Origin of the sequence: Kordia sp. (genome assembly GCF_022447245.1) — a bacterium.
Classification (GTDB): Bacteria; Bacteroidota; Bacteroidia; order Flavobacteriales; family Flavobacteriaceae; genus Kordia.
In genome coordinates this window covers 1-15,814 of the sequence record NZ_JAKVBC010000007.1, presented here as the reverse complement: position 1 = coordinate 15,814, position 15,814 = coordinate 1, and the positions used below count along the sequence as shown (strand labels likewise).

Below are 15,814 nucleotides of genomic sequence, written 5' to 3'. Positions count from 1 at the left end.
TCTAACGATTGAAATTCGGTTATATTTATCGATTATATTTGAAAGTGATTTAAGAGTGTTCCACGTGGAACATTTCAAGTTTATCATTTTCCTTAGCGGTCATTTCTTCCTGCTCTTTGTGTGTTTTATCTTTGTATCCGCAGTAATGCAAAACACCATGTACCATCACACGACGCAGTTCTTCTTCTGTGGAAACTTTGAAATCTTTGGCGTTGTCGGCAACACGTTCCACGGAGATAAAAATGTCTCCGTGCAATTCGTTTCCAACCGAATTGTCAAAGCTTATAATGTCAGTAAGCGTGTCATGGTTTAGAAATTCTACATTCAATTTATGCAGATATTCATCATCACAGAAAATATAATTTATATCTCCTTCTCGCTTGTCCTCAGATGCGATTACTTTGCTAATCCATTGCTCAATTTGTCCCTCGTTTGTAAGTTCAAATTGTGTCTCATAATGAAAACTAATCATCCTTTTTCTTGAAATACTCTTGTACTTTCTTTTTGTAATTATTGCGCAAAGGTAATACTTGTCGGTTTAATATCTCAATTTGATTGAAATACTGTCGAGCATCAGGCATTATTTCATTTGTAGTATTGTTGAAATCTTTGCGATTTGTAGTAGATTCTCGTTTACTTTCTTTCTCTTGTTCAAAGGCAGCTTTGTCTAATTTTTGGAGTTGATATTTGAGCTCAATCATCTTTTTCATTGTTTCATCATTGAATCCTCTTTCGAGCAATTCAGTTTCTACTTTCTCCATTTGTTTCAATATTTCCATCGCCTTTGGATCTTTGATTTTTCCTCCGTATTTATCTTTTAATTGCTGTTCTAATTGATTTCTTAACGCTTGTTGTTGCTTGAATATATCATATAATTTACCTGACTCGTCTTCATTTCCACTTCCCGATCCACCTCCTTTTTGACCGTTTTCTCCATCTTTTCCATCTTTATTTCCTTTGCCTTTATCGCCTTCTTCTTTACCACCTTCTTTGCCTCCTTTACCATCTTTCCCTTGGCCTTCTTTCTTCATACCTTGTTGCATTTGTTTACTCAATTCATCCTGTGATTGAATAATATCTGGCAACTGAAATCCTTTTCCTTGACCTTGGTTTTGTCCACTTTGCCCCATTCCTTGAGAACCTTGTCCTTGACCTTGTCCCATGCTTTGGTTCATGTTGTCTAGTGCACTACTTAGAAAATCTGCCAACTTATTTGTGGATGTCAAAGCATATTGTTGTGCGGCTACTCCTCTGTAAACATTATTCTCTGCCAATTGCTCTAAAGATTTATCGATGTTATAATATATCTCCGTAATTTCACCATTGATTCGTTCGGAGATAGAAGGCTGACGTAAAGACAATGCAAACAAACTATCATCTACATGCTCAAACATTTTACGCAATTCTTTTTGACGTTTTAGCTTAGCAGCATAGCCTGCATTTGAATTGTCAATTTCTTCAAAACCTTTCATTAAATTTTCTTCGTCAAAAGAAAATAGAACCAAATTGTCTAGTATTTGGCGTAGCATTTCAGCATCTTCTTGTATGCTTTCTTGCCCACTCATTTGCATGGCAGTTTGCATACTTTTGCTCATACGTTGCATTTTTTGAGCAGCTTTTTTTTGCTTTTGTTTTGCGCTTTGTTGTTGCTCGCTTTTTTGCTGTTCGTTTTCTGATTCCTCACTGTTTTGTAAATCTTCAGTTGCATCTTGCTGTTCTTGCTTAATGTCTTCTTCGTCGTTTTTTTTGCGCTCTAAGTCTAAAGGCTTTTTGAGTTTGTTATTCTCTTCATCTAATTCATCCATTTGTTTTTGCAAATGTTCGAATTTCTTATTGAGTTCGTCTTGTTTTTCTTTTGTATTATCGCCTCCATTTTTCTTGGATAGCTCCTCTTGTTCTTTAGCAAGTTCTTGCAGTTGTCTTTGAATTTTTTCAGCCTTTTTGGTTACATAATAGCGCTTCGTTAATTCAAGAATTTGCTGTAAATTCTTTTTATTGTTTTGCTGTTGCTTCCCTAATTCTTCTAGTTTATCTTGGAGTTCTTCTTCACTAATTTTATCAGCTAATTTCTTTAATTCTTCCATCAGCTTTTCATTTTTCTCCAATTCTTTTTGTTGACGTTCTAAACGTTCTTTCAACAACTCTTTATCTTGATCATCTTGCGTTTCTTCTTTTTGGAAATCTTCTAAGTTTTGCTCTAATTGCTTAGAAAATTTCTTCATCATTTGATCACTTTGTTCTTGACGTTGCAAGAATTTTTCAAGCTTTTTACGATCGTTAAAATTAAGTTCACTCTTCTCCTTTTGGTTTCTCGTGATCTTTTTGAGTTCGTCTTGTTGCTTTTGAAGTTTTTCTAATGATTTATCTAAGTCTTTAATCGTTTCATTTTGTTGTTGCAACTGTTCTGTTTGCAATTCTGTATCAGTAAGTTTTCGATAGCTGAAGATTTCACTTTTTACCTTCTTTCCTCCTCGAATTCCATCGTTATCCGTTAGTTCAAAATAGAATTCATAATTTACACCTTTAACCAATTGTAAATTTCCTGGAAATGTATATTGAAATTGATCAATGTTTGAGGTACTGATTGGAATGTTTTCCGAAGCTTTATTGGCTACATTCTCCGATGGATAGTATACCAATTGTAATCTTCGCAATCCGTAGTCATCCGAAACTTGTCCTAAAAAATACATCGTTCTGCCATCTATTGAATCTCTTTTGGATTGTAAATCTATTTTTGGGTACTCATCTTTGATTACATTAATGCTGAATCCAAGATTTTCATAGTTTTTAAGTTCAGAATTACTTGTGCTTATTTGATAATCTATTTTTTGATATATTTTTTGTTCCAATTTAAAGTCATTAGCCTCCTTGCCAAACACATACGTAGTATCTTTTGAAATTAATTCTAATTTTTCTGTTTGTTTTGCTTTGGCTTCCCATGTAATTTTGGTTCCTTCTGGAATGGTTGCATTTCCAGTACTTTTTAAAACCTCGTCTTTTCGTTTGGTGTATGCTGGATAATCCAATACCATTTGGAAATTTACCAATGAAGGTACTTTTACAACATTTAGCGTATACGGTTTTGAGGTAACTTCATTAGCATTTAGCGTAAATGTTGTAGCTTCTTTTGGTTGTGAAAATGTATATTCAAACGTTCCTACTCCTTTATTTTGAAGAAAATAGGTTTCGTCTCCTAACGATATTTGCACTTCCTCTGGAATTACATCACCTAAGGTTTGCACTTGTAATTTATATGCTTGATTTTCGATGGCTTGAAAACTGTCATTTACAACAATGAATTGAAAAGGCGCTGGTGGCTCATAGTCGGTTTTGTAATTTACTACACGCTCATAACTTTGACTAAATAATGAACTGTTTCCAGAAATCCACACTAGCAACACAATTGCTAACGGAGGAATAGCATACTTGGCATATTTGATATTTTTTTTAAAGTTGATGGCTACTTGAAACGGAATTGGTTGTAGTTCTTTCGATTTTTGTTCGATACTTGCCAATAACAATTCAGATTCCTGAGACGCTTCAGACAATTGCAATACATTCAGTAATTTATCATTCACTTCTGGGAAATGATTTCCAATAATTTGAGATGCTTGTTTGAAACTGATTCCTTTCTGTAGTTTAAACAATTTTGTCATTGGTAGCATAATAAATTTCGCGAAAAGCGTTACTTCTACCAGAATAAAAACCCAGAATAACGCTGTCCTTGCTCCTGTGCTTAACCATAGAAAATGTTCCACCAATAAGGTGATGATAAAATATAATAGACCGATGCTAAAAAATAATATCGCGCCTTTGATAAGTTCGTTTGTATAATATTTGGTTACAAATTGACTTAATTTCTTTTGTATGTGTTCGTATGCATTCATCATATAACTGATAAAAATAACATATTTACGCAATTAATAGTATGCGTAACTTGTTAAACATTCTGTAAGATTTCCTTAAAACTTGCTACTAAGTCATCATAAATAAGCTAATTATGAAAAATTTATATATAGTTATCGCCCTATTGAGTTCAGGAATTTTGTTTGCACAAAGTCCTTGGACACAGGAAAAAGGAAAATTTTACACACAACTTTCGTTTACCACTATTTCAAATTATGATGAAATTTTTGGTGATCCTGACTATCAATCAGATCGAGAAATTACCGACAATACACTACAATTGTATGGAGAATACGGTGTGTCAGACAAAACAACTTTAATTATAAATCTGCCTTTAAAGTTTGTAAGTACTGGCGATGCTGTAAATGGAACTGCCTTTATTTTAGAACAATCCAAATCAGCTTTTGGAAATGTTTCTGTAGGATTGAGGCATCAGTTTTACAATAAAGAATGGATTATTTCTGGTCAACTAAATGTAGAAGCAAATACTGGAACTTTTGAGGCAGCTTCTGGAGTTAGAACTGGGCAAGACGCTTGGACTTTTACACCTACTGTAAACTTTGGACGTGGTTTTGACAAGTTTTACATTCAATCGTTTACGGGAGTTGATTTAAAAACAAACAACTATAGCAATAATTTTAAGATTGGAGGTGAAATAGGAACCAAAGTACATTCAAAAATTTGGTTGGCTGGTTTTATTGATGTCATAAGTTCATTTAATGATGGTGACGTTAACATACCTTTACGAAACGCCGCTACTGCTTTATACGTAAACAATCAAGAATATAGGGCTTTTGGGTTGAAAGTCATCGGAGAATTCAACAGAACATTTGGTGGTATTTTAGGTTTTGGAGGTGCATTCTCTGGGAACAATGTTGCCAAACAAGGTGCACTAACTATTGGATTGTATAAGCGATTTTAAAAAAGTTTCCCCTAGATCCTTCCTTTTATTTTATAAGGAACTTCTTAAATTATAATTGTAAACACAAAACATATATAGTTTTCAATAATCAAATAACAATTTCAATTCAGGAAAAAAAGTAGTATTTTTATGAACCTTGAATTGAAATTGACTTATGAAAGATTTGAAATATTTAGCGGCATTTTCTACGCCACTAGTTGCCGTACTTGCTTTATGCTTGGGAGGATATTATACATTTTTAACTCCCATATATGCCTTTGGGGTGATTCCGATTATGGAATTGATTTTTCCGCAAAACATAGAAAATTTATCCAAAGAAGAAGTGGAACAAAAATCTGTGAATCCAATTTTTGACTGGTTATTGTACTTAAATATTCCTGTTGTTTTTGGATTATTGATTGTGACACTTTTGAATGTTTCTACAGGAATGTATGAAACCTTTGAAATCATCGGGTTGATATTTTCTACAGGAATAGTTTTAGGTTCTAACGGTATCAATGTTGCGCACGAATTAGGTCACCGACAAAAACAATATGAGCAGCTTATGGCAAAGTTGTTATTACTTCCTTCTATGTATATGCACTTTTTTGTGGAACATAATTTTGGACATCATTTACATGCCGCTACCAAAGAAGATCCTGCAACTGCACGATACAATCAAGTTGTGTATTCATTCTGGTTTACCTCAACAGCAAGACAGTATATGAATGCCTGGAAAATTCAACAAAACTTACGCCTGCGCGGAAAGTATTCCTTTTTCTCGCTTAAAAATAACATGTTTTGGTTTACGCTACTGCAGATTTACTATTTGGCTATTGTATTCTATTTCTTAGGAAGTTTAGCTTTACTTTTTGCTCTAGCTAGCGCCGTAGTTAGTTTTTTACTACTAGAAACCATCAACTATATAGAACATTACGGATTGCTCAGAAAGAAATTAACTTCTGGACGTTACGAGCGTGTACGTGAAATTCATTCTTGGAATTCCAATCATGTAATTGGGCGTATTGTTTTGTATGAACTCACACGTCACAGCGATCATCATTACAAAGCTTCTAAAAAATATCAATTGTTGGATTGTCATGAAAAAAGCCCGCAGATGCCTTATGGTTATCCCACTTCTATGGTCATGGCTTTAATTCCGCCTTTATGGTTTAAAGTGATGAACAAACGTATTCCTTCTGACATGGTTTCTCTGACTAAATAAGGGTGTTTTTCCTGTAACTCTTAAGTTTTTCTATAATCTTATTAGGTAAAACACGATGCAAATCTTAGTGCTTTGCTTCTAACCTATCGTTTCTTACTGGTGCATCTTTGCCTTGAAACAAATTATAGAATCTTAAACATTTTACATTATGAAAAACACAATTACCTTGTGTTTACTCCTTTTTTATGGAGTAAGCTTTGGACAATTCTGTGATGATTTTAACGATCAGGATGTCTCTAACTGGAATGGCGTTGCTGCTGGCGCAAATACAGCAGATCCTTTTGGACCAAGTGGAAACGCGGATGACTTCTTTCTACATTCGTATGACGATCAAGGTTCTTCTTATATTTACAACAATGTTGATTATGCTGGAAATTGGAGAGAATTTGAAGGGCAATGTTTATGCTGGGATTTTCAAGTAATTGAGGATGGAAACTTTGGAGAGCCTGTATCTCCTAGACTTATTATCTATACAGGAAATCCAACAAGTCCAACAGCAACAGCAACTTTTGTAGCCAATGTGCAAGCTGTTGAAGATGGCGGTTGGGTCCATATTTGTGCTCCTATTGAAACCTGTGAAGGAACCGATTTGCCATCAAATGAAAATGGGCAATGGGTCATGGGTGCTGGATTGGATTGTAACGATTGGAATAACTTAATCAGTAATATTTCGGGAATTCGATTTTTCTTAGATTTAACTTCAAGTCCAACAGAAGAATACGGATATGACAATATTTGTATTCAGGATTGTGATATTGATCCAGGCGAACCAAATAATGAAGGTGCATTTTGCTGTGAAGGTGATAACTTGGTAGAAAACGGAAATTTTGAAAATGGTGCGAACGGATTTGGGAACAGCTATACTGAAGATGCCAGTTTATATCCAGGTGCATACCACGTATCAAACGATGCAAGTATTTTTGGAACTACAGTAACTGATCATTCTGCTTGTGTTGATCCAGAACAATATAGCAACAATACAGACTTCTTGTTAGTAAATGGTCGTACAACACAACCAGCCGGAACAAGTAGTATAATTTGGGAGCAAAGCATTCCAATTGATTTTGAAAAAACCTATAAATTCTGTGCAAACTTCAAAGATTTACCGCAATGTACATTCAACATTAAACCAGAAATTCGTTTGGAAGTAAATGGGCAATTATACGATTGGATTACGATTGATACCAACAGCGACGATCCTTGTGATTGGCAACAAATATCGGAATGTTTTGATGGTGATGTAGATGTATTAGATATCAAAATTCACTTAAAAGAAGATGGTTTGGGCGATGGAAACGATTTAGCAATTGATGATATTTCATTACAAGCAAAACTAGATCAAAACCTCAACATTAGTGTACTGCACCAGGGAAGTCCACAACAATTAACTGGCTCAATAAATAGTATTGATACAACGGATGATTCCTTACTTGTTGGTGATATTTGTACAGAACAAAATAATGGATATCAATATACATGGTTTGTATATGAATTAGAATTGTCTTCTTTCCCATTCACAAATCCTGTAGACTTTATCAATATGGTTCCTAATACCTTTGCTTGGTCTAGTAATATGGGCGGATTTAACAATCAATTACCAACATCTACAAATCCAGTTTGGGGACTTACGACAACCTTCCCTAACTATACTTTTGAACCTAACAAGCTGTATGTAATTGGATTATATGTTCCGTCTTGTTGTGATAGCTGTTATGATGAAGATTGGTCATATCAAATCACATTAAGTTCGCTGAGCAACACAAATACAACAATTAATGTCTTTACAGATGAAGTAAAGGATCATTTACGTTCATTATTTGTAATGGGAAGTTCGCACGGAACCTTAGGAAGAGACGAAGCCGACTTGATCAACTTTAATATGTTTCCAAATCCAACAGCAGACGTATTAAGATTCAACAGTGACGAACCGATTGTATCCTATAAAATTACAGACGTTACTGGAAAGTTGGTACAAAGCAAAGCGATTGAAGTTTCAGAAATTGACGTCTCACAATTAAGTGATAACATGTATTTCTTGACGGTAGAAACGGAATCAGGTATCAAACACACTGAGAAGTTTATTAAAAAATAATAAGACTTTCTACCTATAAATGTCACTTCGGGTACAGTTAAAAATCAAAGCAAACTTCATACTATCATTGCACCTCAACTGCACTCGATTTGACATCACTTATTTAAAATAGGATTTTTCTCAACTTGCTGATTACCGAAACCTTCAAGGCTAAAAACTTTGAAGGTTTCACTTATTAATTAAGATTTAGATATTCAAACACTTGTAGTAGGGCAATTGACTTTTTAGAATTATACTTTTTCTACATCAAAATAGTATTACATTTGCACTTTAAAACCATATACTATTACCTATGACTAAAAAAGTTCGTGTTCGTTTTGCACCAAGTCCAACAGGACCGCTACACATTGGAGGCGTTAGAACTGCCTTATTTAATTATTTATTCGCCAAAAAACATGGTGGAGATTTTGTGTTACGTATTGAAGATACAGATCAAAACCGATTTGTTGAAGGAGCGGAAGAATATATTGTAGAATCATTGGAATGGTGTGGAATTCCTTTTGACGAAGGTGTTGGAAAAGATGGTGGATTTGGTCCATACAGACAAAGTGAGCGTAAACATTTATACAAACAATATGCTGACCAATTGATTGAAAAAGGACATGCATATTACGCTTTTGATACGGCTGAAACCTTAGATGGTCACAGAAAAGATCATGAAGCCAAAGGAAAAACCTTTATTTACAACTGGCACAATCGTTTAAAATTGACAAACTCTTTATCGCTTTCTACAGAAGAAGTTCAGGCAAAAATAGATGCTGGTGAACCGTATGTAGTGCGTTACAAATCGCCACAAGATGAAATTTTACATTTAAAAGATATTGTTCGCGGGGATGTAAAAATTGACACTAACATTTTAGATGACAAAGTATTGTTTAAAAGTGATGGAATGCCAACCTATCACCTAGCTAATATTGTAGATGATCATTTAATGGAAATCACACATGTAATTCGTGGAGAAGAATGGTTGCCATCGTTAGCATTGCATTATTTATTATACCGTTCGTTTGAATGGGAAGCACCAACATTTGCACATTTACCATTAATCCTTAAACCAACAGGAAAAGGAAAATTAAGCAAGCGTGATGGTGCTAAGTTTGGTTTCCCAGTATTTCCAAAAGAATGGCACGATGATAAAGAAGATCAATTGTACATGGGATTCAAAGATGAAGGTTATTTCCCTGATGCATTGATCAATTTCTTAGTTTTTTTAGGATGGAATCCTGGAACGGAACAAGAAATCTTTAGCTTAGAGCAATTGGTTCAAGATTTTGAATTGGAACGAATCAACAAAGCGGGTGCACGATTTGACATCAAAAAAGCGGATTGGTTCAACCAACAATACATGCAATTAAAATCTAAAGAAAGTTTGGCTATTACTTTTAAAGAAAGTCAACCTGAATTGGCTGATATTGACATCAATTATATTGAAATGGTTGTTGAGTTGATTAAAGAAAGAGCTTCTTTTACCAAAGATTTATGGAATTTGAGTCACTTTTTCTTTGTAGCACCAACAGAATTTGATCCAAAAGCACAGAAAAAGGCCTTAAAAGAAGGCACAGGAGACATTTTAAATAAATTGATAGAAATTATAGAGTCTACCGAAGATTATAGCGTAGAAAGCCTACAAACGAATATCAAAGGTTGGATTACAAGCAATGAAATTGGTTTTGGAAAAGTAATGCAACCATTACGTTTTGCATTGGCTGGTGCATTAAGTGGTCCAGATTTATTTCAGATTATGTTTATGATTGGAAAACAAGAAACCATTAAGCGTATTCAGAAAGTATTAGGAATGTTGTAAGATGAAAAAAATTGTGCTTATTGTTATTATATGTTTCGCTTCATGCAAAATTAATAATGGTCTTTCTGTAAAAGAAAATAATACAATAATTATCACAGAAGATGATCGAAATCCTTTTTGGCAATACACTAAAAATTTAATTTTCAAAAGTGGAACTAATAAGTTAATAGAAAATCCTGCAAAAGAAATCATCGCCATTAGTGATATCATCTAAAAGGTTTCTAACAACTATTTTGCTGAAATTTCAGGGCATACAGATTCTGTAGGAAATAAAGATTTAAACTTAGCATTATCACAAAAAAGAGCTGAAAAAATAAAAGAACTTTTAATAGCTCACGGTTGTAAAGCTTCTACATTAGTAGCTAAAGGATATGGAGAAACACAACCTTTAGTCTCTAATAAAACTAAAGAAGGAAGAAAACAGAATCGGAGAATTGAGATTATTATTAAGAAACTATAAAAAAGAGCGCTTATCGGCGCTCTTTTGTGTTATATGATCCCACTCTGCAGCGGGATTAGTTCAACTAACGTATTTCTGTGCGTCCTCTGGACTTCCGAAATTAGAGTTTCACTACATTACAAATAGAAAGTGGCTAAAACACTCAACTGTTCTATATTTCCTTTTAGTTTATTATTGTCTACGGTGAGTTTACTTAAAACGTTTGTAAATCCATATTCGTATTGCAAGGAGATTTTAAATGATTGAAATCCGGCAGAGATTCCGACAACGCCCATCACATTTAAACGATTGGTTTGGCGTGCTTCTTTGGCAGTAAACGAATCGTATCCTTGTAAAACATAGTCTTCAAACTGACTGTCTATTTCAAATTTTTCAGACAATTGCAAAGCTGGACCAAACTCCACACTAAAATGTTTCTCGCTAATTTTATAACTTCCCAACACACCAATTTTTGCAGCTAATAGATTAAATGGAATTTCTTGGTTGATAGTTGCTGAGGCGGTTTCTCTTCCTAATACATTAAACTCATGCCAGTTTAAGTGTAAAAAGTACACCATATCAAAATGTCTGGCCACGGTTCCACGTGTTGACAATCCGCCTTGAAAGCCAGTAGATTTTGTGGTTACTAAGTCATTTGTACGAATATCAAACTGATGAATTCCAGCCGAAATCCCGAAGCGATTGTAATTGTCATAACGACCTTGGGAAAAAGATTTTGTAACAAAAAGTAGTGAAATCAATACTAATGTTATGTAAGTAGGTTTTTGCATTTGAGGAAACTTTGGGTTTAAAGTTCTCAAAAGTATCCTTTTTTTACGCAAAAAAAATTATTTTTATATACTAACATTTTAAATCTTCAAATTATGCCAATAAATCCTTATTATGTAGTTGCTGGAGTACTATTACTTATTATTATTCTTGGAACATTTTTCATTGTAAAACAACAAACTGCTGCTATTGTAGAACGTTTTGGACGTTTTCAAAGTATTCGCCAGTCAGGACTTCAGTTAAAAGTTCCTTTAATGGATAGAATTGCAGGAAAGATGAGCTTAAAAATTCAACAGTTAGATGTAATCGTTGAAACAAAAACATTAGATGATGTATTTGTCCGATTAAAAGTTTCTGTTCAATATAAAGTAATTAAAGACAAAGTATACGAAGCTTTTTATAAATTAGATTATCCACACGATCAAATTACATCGTATGTATTTGACGTAGTTCGTGCCGAAGTTCCAAAAATGAAATTGGACGATGTATTCGTAAAAAAAGATGATATTGCAATTGCGGTAAAATCTGAATTAAACGATGCAATGATTGAATATGGATATGACATTATTAAAACCTTAGTAACAGATATTGATCCTGATGCACAAGTAAAAGCGGCGATGAACCGTATTAATGCTGCAGAACGTGAAAAAATTGCTGCACAGTATGAAGGTGATGCACAACGTATTTTAATCGTTGAAAAAGCTAAAGCGGAAGCAGCAAGCAAACGTTTACAAGGTCAAGGTATTGCAGATCAGCGTAGAGAGATTGCACGCGGTTTGGAAGAATCTGTAGAAGTATTGAACAAAGTTGGAATCAACTCACAAGAGGCTTCTGCGTTGATCGTAGTAACTCAGCATTATGATACTTTACAGTCTATTGGAGAAGAAACCAATAGTAACTTAATCTTATTGCCTAACTCTCCACAAGCTGGAAGTGATATGCTTAACAATATGGTGGCAAGCTTTACCGCAAGTAATCAAATTGGAGAAGCTATGAAAGAAGCAAAACGTAAAAAAGGAGAAACTGATAAAGACAAGTAATCTCCATACGATACACAACAAAGCCCGAAATTAAATGTTTCGGGTTTTTTTTATGTGTATATTTAAGCTCAATAACAATAAACATGAACAGATGAAAAAAATCACTTTACTCCTATTTATATGTTGCGCTACACAAGTATTTTCACAAGATATGAAAGCGCTAAAAGCAAGTGCTATGCGCGATGCAAAAGCTGCTTGCAAAGCTACTATAGATGAAGATTATAAAACACTGCTTAGTTTTACACATCCTAATCTTATCAAAGCAGCTGGCGGCGTAGAAGTTATGGAAGAGTTTTTAAAAAGTACTTTTGATCAAATGAAAGCTGGCGGTTTTAAGTATGAAACAGCAGAAACCAAATCTGTGTCTGATGTAGTAAAAGAACAAGGTGAATATCGCTGCTATGTTCAAAACTATAATGTGATGCTGATGAACAAAAAGCGTATTACAGCAACGAGTTATATGATTGGTTTTTTTAATGAATCAACTAAAAAATGGACTTTTGTTGAAGCCAAAGAAATGAAAGATACTGGAACAATAATTAGTTATTTTCCTGATTTTAAAACGTCTATGAAGATTCCAGAAAATACGATGGATATCGAAGATATTAAGGAATAATAAAATCTTTCAATTATATAGAAGTCAAATCGAGTGTTGCCGAAATTCACTCACGCTCATCAAAAACTTGTATACGTTCGTCAAATAAATTATATAGTGTTCGTTTTATGTGATTACTTTGAAACATCAAAAGAATCATCATGAAACGAACATTTTTTTTACTCTTCATTTTTTTAAATATTCAGTTAGGTTTTTCTCAAGAGAAAGCCATAAATGCTATTGACACGTCCAACATGTCATCAGAAATAGCAAAAGTCATTGCTGAAAACAGTGAACTTTTTCCTAATAATGTACAACTCTCTATTGCTTTGATTGATGGAGAAAAAACAAACTACATTGGAGTTATTCGTAAGAATGATACCTTACAAACTATAGATAATAAAGGTGCTATTTTTGAAATAGGTTCTAACACAAAAGTATTTACTTCACTCCTACTTTCACATCAAATTCATGCAGGAAACCTTCAACTGAATGATAAGTTGATAGATGTTTTACCATTCAAAATTGAAACATCACCTGAACATACGGATAAGATTACGTTACAAACACTTGCCAATCATTCTTCAGGCTTGCCAAGGTTACCGCAAAATATCTTTCCATTATTACAAACAAACATGGAAAATCCGTATAAAAAATATACCATTGATATGTTACACACGTATTTGAAAAATGGAATTTCACTACAAAATGAACCTACGAAAGTGAGTGCGTATTCCAATTTAGGTGCTGGATTGTTAGGTTACATACTCACAGAAAAAACGAAGAAAAGTTATGAAAGTTTGTTACAAGAACAGATTTTAAAACCTTTACAGATGAATCATACCACTACAGATTTATCAAAGGTTGATCAGAATAAATTGGTTATTGGAATAAAGGCAGATGGTACAGAAGCTTCTAATTGGGACTTTACTGATGCGCTAGTTGGTGCCGGTGGAATGAAATCAAATGTTGTTGATATGGAAAAATTTATCCGTAAAAACTTCGAAGATGAAAATACTGTGTACAATTTACCTCAACAAGAAACCATCAAAGTAAACGAAATGGTTCGCGTAGGTTTGGGTTGGCACATTATTACAAAAGAAGGCAAAACAGTATTGTTTCATAATGGCGGCACTGGTGGCTACTTATCCTGTATGATTATTGATAAGAAAAATAAAAAAGCGGCGCTGCTCCTATCTAATCTTTCTGCTTTTAGTCCACAAGGTCCAAAAATTGATAATTTATGTTTTTCTTTGATAGAGTTATTATCTAAAAACTGATATCATACAAGTTCTATATAAATGTCCAGAACAAAACTATACATACTCATCTTAGCACATCTGGTTTTTTGGGTGTTGAATTATTTGTACATCACTTCAGGAAATATAACCTGGATGGGATTTGACAATGCTTCAGGCACAATGCCTATTGTGTATAGTTATGGAATGTTTTTTAATGCATTTCTGTGTTATATTCAAGTTTTTTGGCTGGTTCCACGGTTCTTTATCAAACATAAAAAACGGGCATTTTGGAGTTATTCTTTGCTTATTTTATTCGGAATTACTGCTGTAGAGAGCTATTTAGATTTGTATGTTGCCTCAAGTTTTAACATGATTCACCCGGTAGCACCGTTTTCAATTATTGTTTTTTCTGTGTTTATTCAGAATTTATTTTTTCATGTTTTGTATGGTGCTTTTGGGTTTTTGTATCGTTTTTTGTTTGAATATCGCAACGCAGAACGCGCTAAGCAAGAGTTGTTAAAAGAGACGCATCAAACGGAATTAAAGTATTTAAAAGCACAGCTAAACCCGCATTTTTTATTTAACGGAATCAACAGTGTATATCATTTAATTGGAAGTAATAATACCTTGGCAAAAGATACTTTGTTGCAATTTTCAGGGTTATTGCGTTACCAATTGTATGAAAGCAGTGAAGCCTTTATTAATTTAGAAAAGGAATTAGATTATGTGTCTCAGTATATTCGTTTAGAAGCCATTCGCAAAGGAGATGATATTACATTAAATTATACGATTGATTATGAAAATGCTTCTTTGAAAATTGCGCCATTATTGCTGACTCCTTTTATTGAAAATGCCTTCAAACATATAAGTCATCATTATGAAGCCACAGAAAATAGGATTGAAATTGACATCAAAGAATCGAAACACAAAATAGCATTATCTGTAAAAAATACTACTGATGCCTCATTGCAACAAACAGCTGTTGGTGGTGTTGGCTTACAAAATGTACAACGACGATTGACACTTTTATATCCAGAAAAGCATACATTAACTGTCACAGAAGAAAATGATTCATATTCTGTAGATTTATTAATTGATATATCATGAACATACTCAATTGTATTATTATAGACGATGAACCTTTGGCTAGAAAAGGCTTGCAAGCATATTGCAATGATATTTCCTTTTTGAATGTGGTTAGTGTGTGTAAAAATGCGCTTCAGGCAAATGATATATTACAGCAACAAAAAGTAGATTTATTATTTTTAGATATTAACATGCCAATTGTGTCAGGTTTAGATTGGTTAAAAAGTTTGAAGTCTTCTCCACTCGTTGTTATGACCACTGCGTATCCACAATATGCTTTGGAGAGTTTTTCTTATGAAGTAATTGATTATTTGGTAAAACCTATTTCGTTTGAACGTTTTTTACAAGCTGTTAACAAAGCGTATCGTTTGACCAAAACAACTGAGGACGAACATGTATTTTTTGTAAAGAGTGATAAGTCACTTAAAAAAATAAAGCCTAATGAAATTTTATTTTTGAAAGCAATGCAGAATTATGTAAAAATTGTAACTACTTCAGAAATCATCATTACACATTCTACCTTAAAACAATTACGAGACAATTTACCAGATTCATTTTTTGTACAAACACATAAATCATATTTGGTTTCCAAAGCACAAATTTCAGAAATTACAGGAAATCAAATTTTGATTGGAGAACATAAAATTCCCATCAGTGTACGACTAAAAAAGGACGTTTTACAGCAAATTTTGAATT

General features: G+C 33.6%; 13 protein-coding genes and 1 pseudogene. 11 read left to right on the top strand and 3 right to left on the bottom strand.

The genetic code is table 11. From position 1 onward, the window contains the following. Nucleotides 1-49: 49 nt before the first annotated feature. Both ybeY and MK119_RS06375 read right to left on the bottom strand, forming a co-directional pair. A complete protein-coding gene (gene ybeY, locus MK119_RS06380) occupies nucleotides 50-472 on the bottom strand; it encodes an rRNA maturation RNase YbeY (protein ID WP_290671983.1) in 423 nt (140 codons plus the stop codon). Beyond that, nucleotides 465-3,890, bottom strand: a complete 3,426-nt coding sequence (locus MK119_RS06375) for a DUF4175 family protein (protein ID WP_290671980.1) — start codon at nucleotides 3,888-3,890, stop codon at nucleotides 465-467. Before MK119_RS06375 ends, ybeY begins: the two co-directional genes overlap by 8 nt. A 110-nt stretch (nucleotides 3,891-4,000) precedes the next feature. Between MK119_RS06375 and MK119_RS06370 the strand changes: the two genes are divergently transcribed. The 6 genes and pseudogenes from MK119_RS06370 to MK119_RS24225 form a co-directional block, all read left to right on the top strand. Next, nucleotides 4,001-4,828 carry a transporter gene (locus tag MK119_RS06370; protein WP_290671978.1) on the top strand — a complete coding sequence of 276 codons (828 nt, stop codon included), beginning with the start codon at nucleotides 4,001-4,003 and terminating at the stop codon, nucleotides 4,826-4,828. Between the two features lie 154 nt (nucleotides 4,829-4,982). Further along, nucleotides 4,983-6,032 (top strand): alkane 1-monooxygenase, encoded by a 1,050-nt coding sequence (locus MK119_RS06365; RefSeq protein ID WP_290671976.1) that lies wholly within the window; start codon nucleotides 4,983-4,985, stop codon nucleotides 6,030-6,032. A gap of 148 nt (nucleotides 6,033-6,180) precedes the next feature. Next, the gene (locus tag MK119_RS06360; protein WP_290671974.1) at nucleotides 6,181-8,124 is read left to right on the top strand and encodes a T9SS type A sorting domain-containing protein; all 1,944 of its coding nucleotides are present in this window, start codon (nucleotides 6,181-6,183) and stop codon (nucleotides 8,122-8,124) included. Nucleotides 8,125-8,416: 292 nt separating this feature from the next. Next, nucleotides 8,417-9,928 carry a glutamate--tRNA ligase gene (gene gltX, locus MK119_RS06355; protein WP_290671973.1) on the top strand — a complete coding sequence of 504 codons (1,512 nt, stop codon included), beginning with the start codon at nucleotides 8,417-8,419 and terminating at the stop codon, nucleotides 9,926-9,928. Nucleotide 9,929: 1 nt separating this feature from the next. Next, entirely contained in the window at nucleotides 9,930-10,142 is a 213-nt protein-coding gene (locus MK119_RS06350; protein WP_290671971.1) for a hypothetical protein, read from the top strand. Nucleotides 10,143-10,163: 21 nt separating this feature from the next. Continuing rightward, nucleotides 10,164-10,388, top strand: a pseudogene (locus MK119_RS24225) (OmpA family protein); the annotation flags it as partial. 116 nt (nucleotides 10,389-10,504) lie between these two features. Here MK119_RS24225 and MK119_RS06345 read toward each other — a convergent pair. Next, nucleotides 10,505-11,158, bottom strand: a complete 654-nt coding sequence (locus MK119_RS06345) for a hypothetical protein (RefSeq protein WP_290671969.1) — start codon at nucleotides 11,156-11,158, stop codon at nucleotides 10,505-10,507. A gap of 93 nt (nucleotides 11,159-11,251) precedes the next feature. Here MK119_RS06345 and MK119_RS06340 point away from each other — a divergent pair, with 93 nt between their 5' ends. The 5 genes from MK119_RS06340 to MK119_RS06320 form a co-directional block, all read left to right on the top strand. Continuing rightward, nucleotides 11,252-12,196 (top strand): SPFH domain-containing protein, encoded by a 945-nt coding sequence (locus MK119_RS06340; protein ID WP_290671968.1) that lies wholly within the window; start codon nucleotides 11,252-11,254, stop codon nucleotides 12,194-12,196. A 91-nt stretch (nucleotides 12,197-12,287) separates the two neighbouring features. Then, nucleotides 12,288-12,812, top strand: a complete 525-nt coding sequence (locus MK119_RS06335) for a hypothetical protein (protein ID WP_290671966.1) — start codon at nucleotides 12,288-12,290, stop codon at nucleotides 12,810-12,812. Between the two features lie 140 nt (nucleotides 12,813-12,952). Further along, nucleotides 12,953-14,071: a serine hydrolase domain-containing protein gene (locus tag MK119_RS06330; protein ID WP_290671964.1), complete on the top strand. Its 1,119-nt coding sequence runs from the start codon at nucleotides 12,953-12,955 to the stop codon at nucleotides 14,069-14,071. A 21-nt stretch (nucleotides 14,072-14,092) separates the two neighbouring features. Beyond that, nucleotides 14,093-15,139: a histidine kinase gene (locus MK119_RS06325; protein WP_290671962.1), complete on the top strand. Its 1,047-nt coding sequence runs from the start codon at nucleotides 14,093-14,095 to the stop codon at nucleotides 15,137-15,139. Beyond that, nucleotides 15,136-15,814, top strand: a 679-nt coding sequence (locus MK119_RS06320; protein ID WP_290671960.1) for a LytTR family DNA-binding domain-containing protein, incomplete at its 3' end; no start/stop codon positions are given. The genes MK119_RS06325 and MK119_RS06320, both read left to right, overlap by 4 nt.

Excerpts from the sequence above, each read along its gene's own strand:
- MK119_RS06360 (WP_290671974.1), top strand. The coding sequence starts at position 6,181 with ATGAAAAACACAATTACCTTGTGTTTACTCCTTTTTTATGGAGTAAGC.
- MK119_RS06370 (WP_290671978.1), top strand. The coding sequence starts at position 4,001 with ATGAAAAATTTATATATAGTTATCGCCCTATTGAGTTCAGGAATTTTG.
- ybeY (WP_290671983.1), bottom strand. The coding sequence starts at position 472 with ATGATTAGTTTTCATTATGAGACACAATTTGAACTTACAAACGAGGGA.
- MK119_RS06365 (WP_290671976.1), top strand. The coding sequence starts at position 4,983 with ATGAAAGATTTGAAATATTTAGCGGCATTTTCTACGCCACTAGTTGCC.
- gltX (WP_290671973.1), top strand. The coding sequence starts at position 8,417 with ATGACTAAAAAAGTTCGTGTTCGTTTTGCACCAAGTCCAACAGGACCG.
- MK119_RS06340 (WP_290671968.1), top strand. The coding sequence starts at position 11,252 with ATGCCAATAAATCCTTATTATGTAGTTGCTGGAGTACTATTACTTATT.
- MK119_RS06350 (WP_290671971.1), top strand. The coding sequence starts at position 9,930 with ATGAAAAAAATTGTGCTTATTGTTATTATATGTTTCGCTTCATGCAAA.
- MK119_RS06375 (WP_290671980.1), bottom strand. The coding sequence starts at position 3,890 with ATGATGAATGCATACGAACACATACAAAAGAAATTAAGTCAATTTGTA.
- MK119_RS06325 (WP_290671962.1), top strand. The coding sequence starts at position 14,093 with ATGTCCAGAACAAAACTATACATACTCATCTTAGCACATCTGGTTTTT.
- MK119_RS06330 (WP_290671964.1), top strand. The coding sequence starts at position 12,953 with ATGAAACGAACATTTTTTTTACTCTTCATTTTTTTAAATATTCAGTTA.
- MK119_RS06335 (WP_290671966.1), top strand. The coding sequence starts at position 12,288 with ATGAAAAAAATCACTTTACTCCTATTTATATGTTGCGCTACACAAGTA.
- MK119_RS06345 (WP_290671969.1), bottom strand. The coding sequence starts at position 11,158 with ATGCAAAAACCTACTTACATAACATTAGTATTGATTTCACTACTTTTT.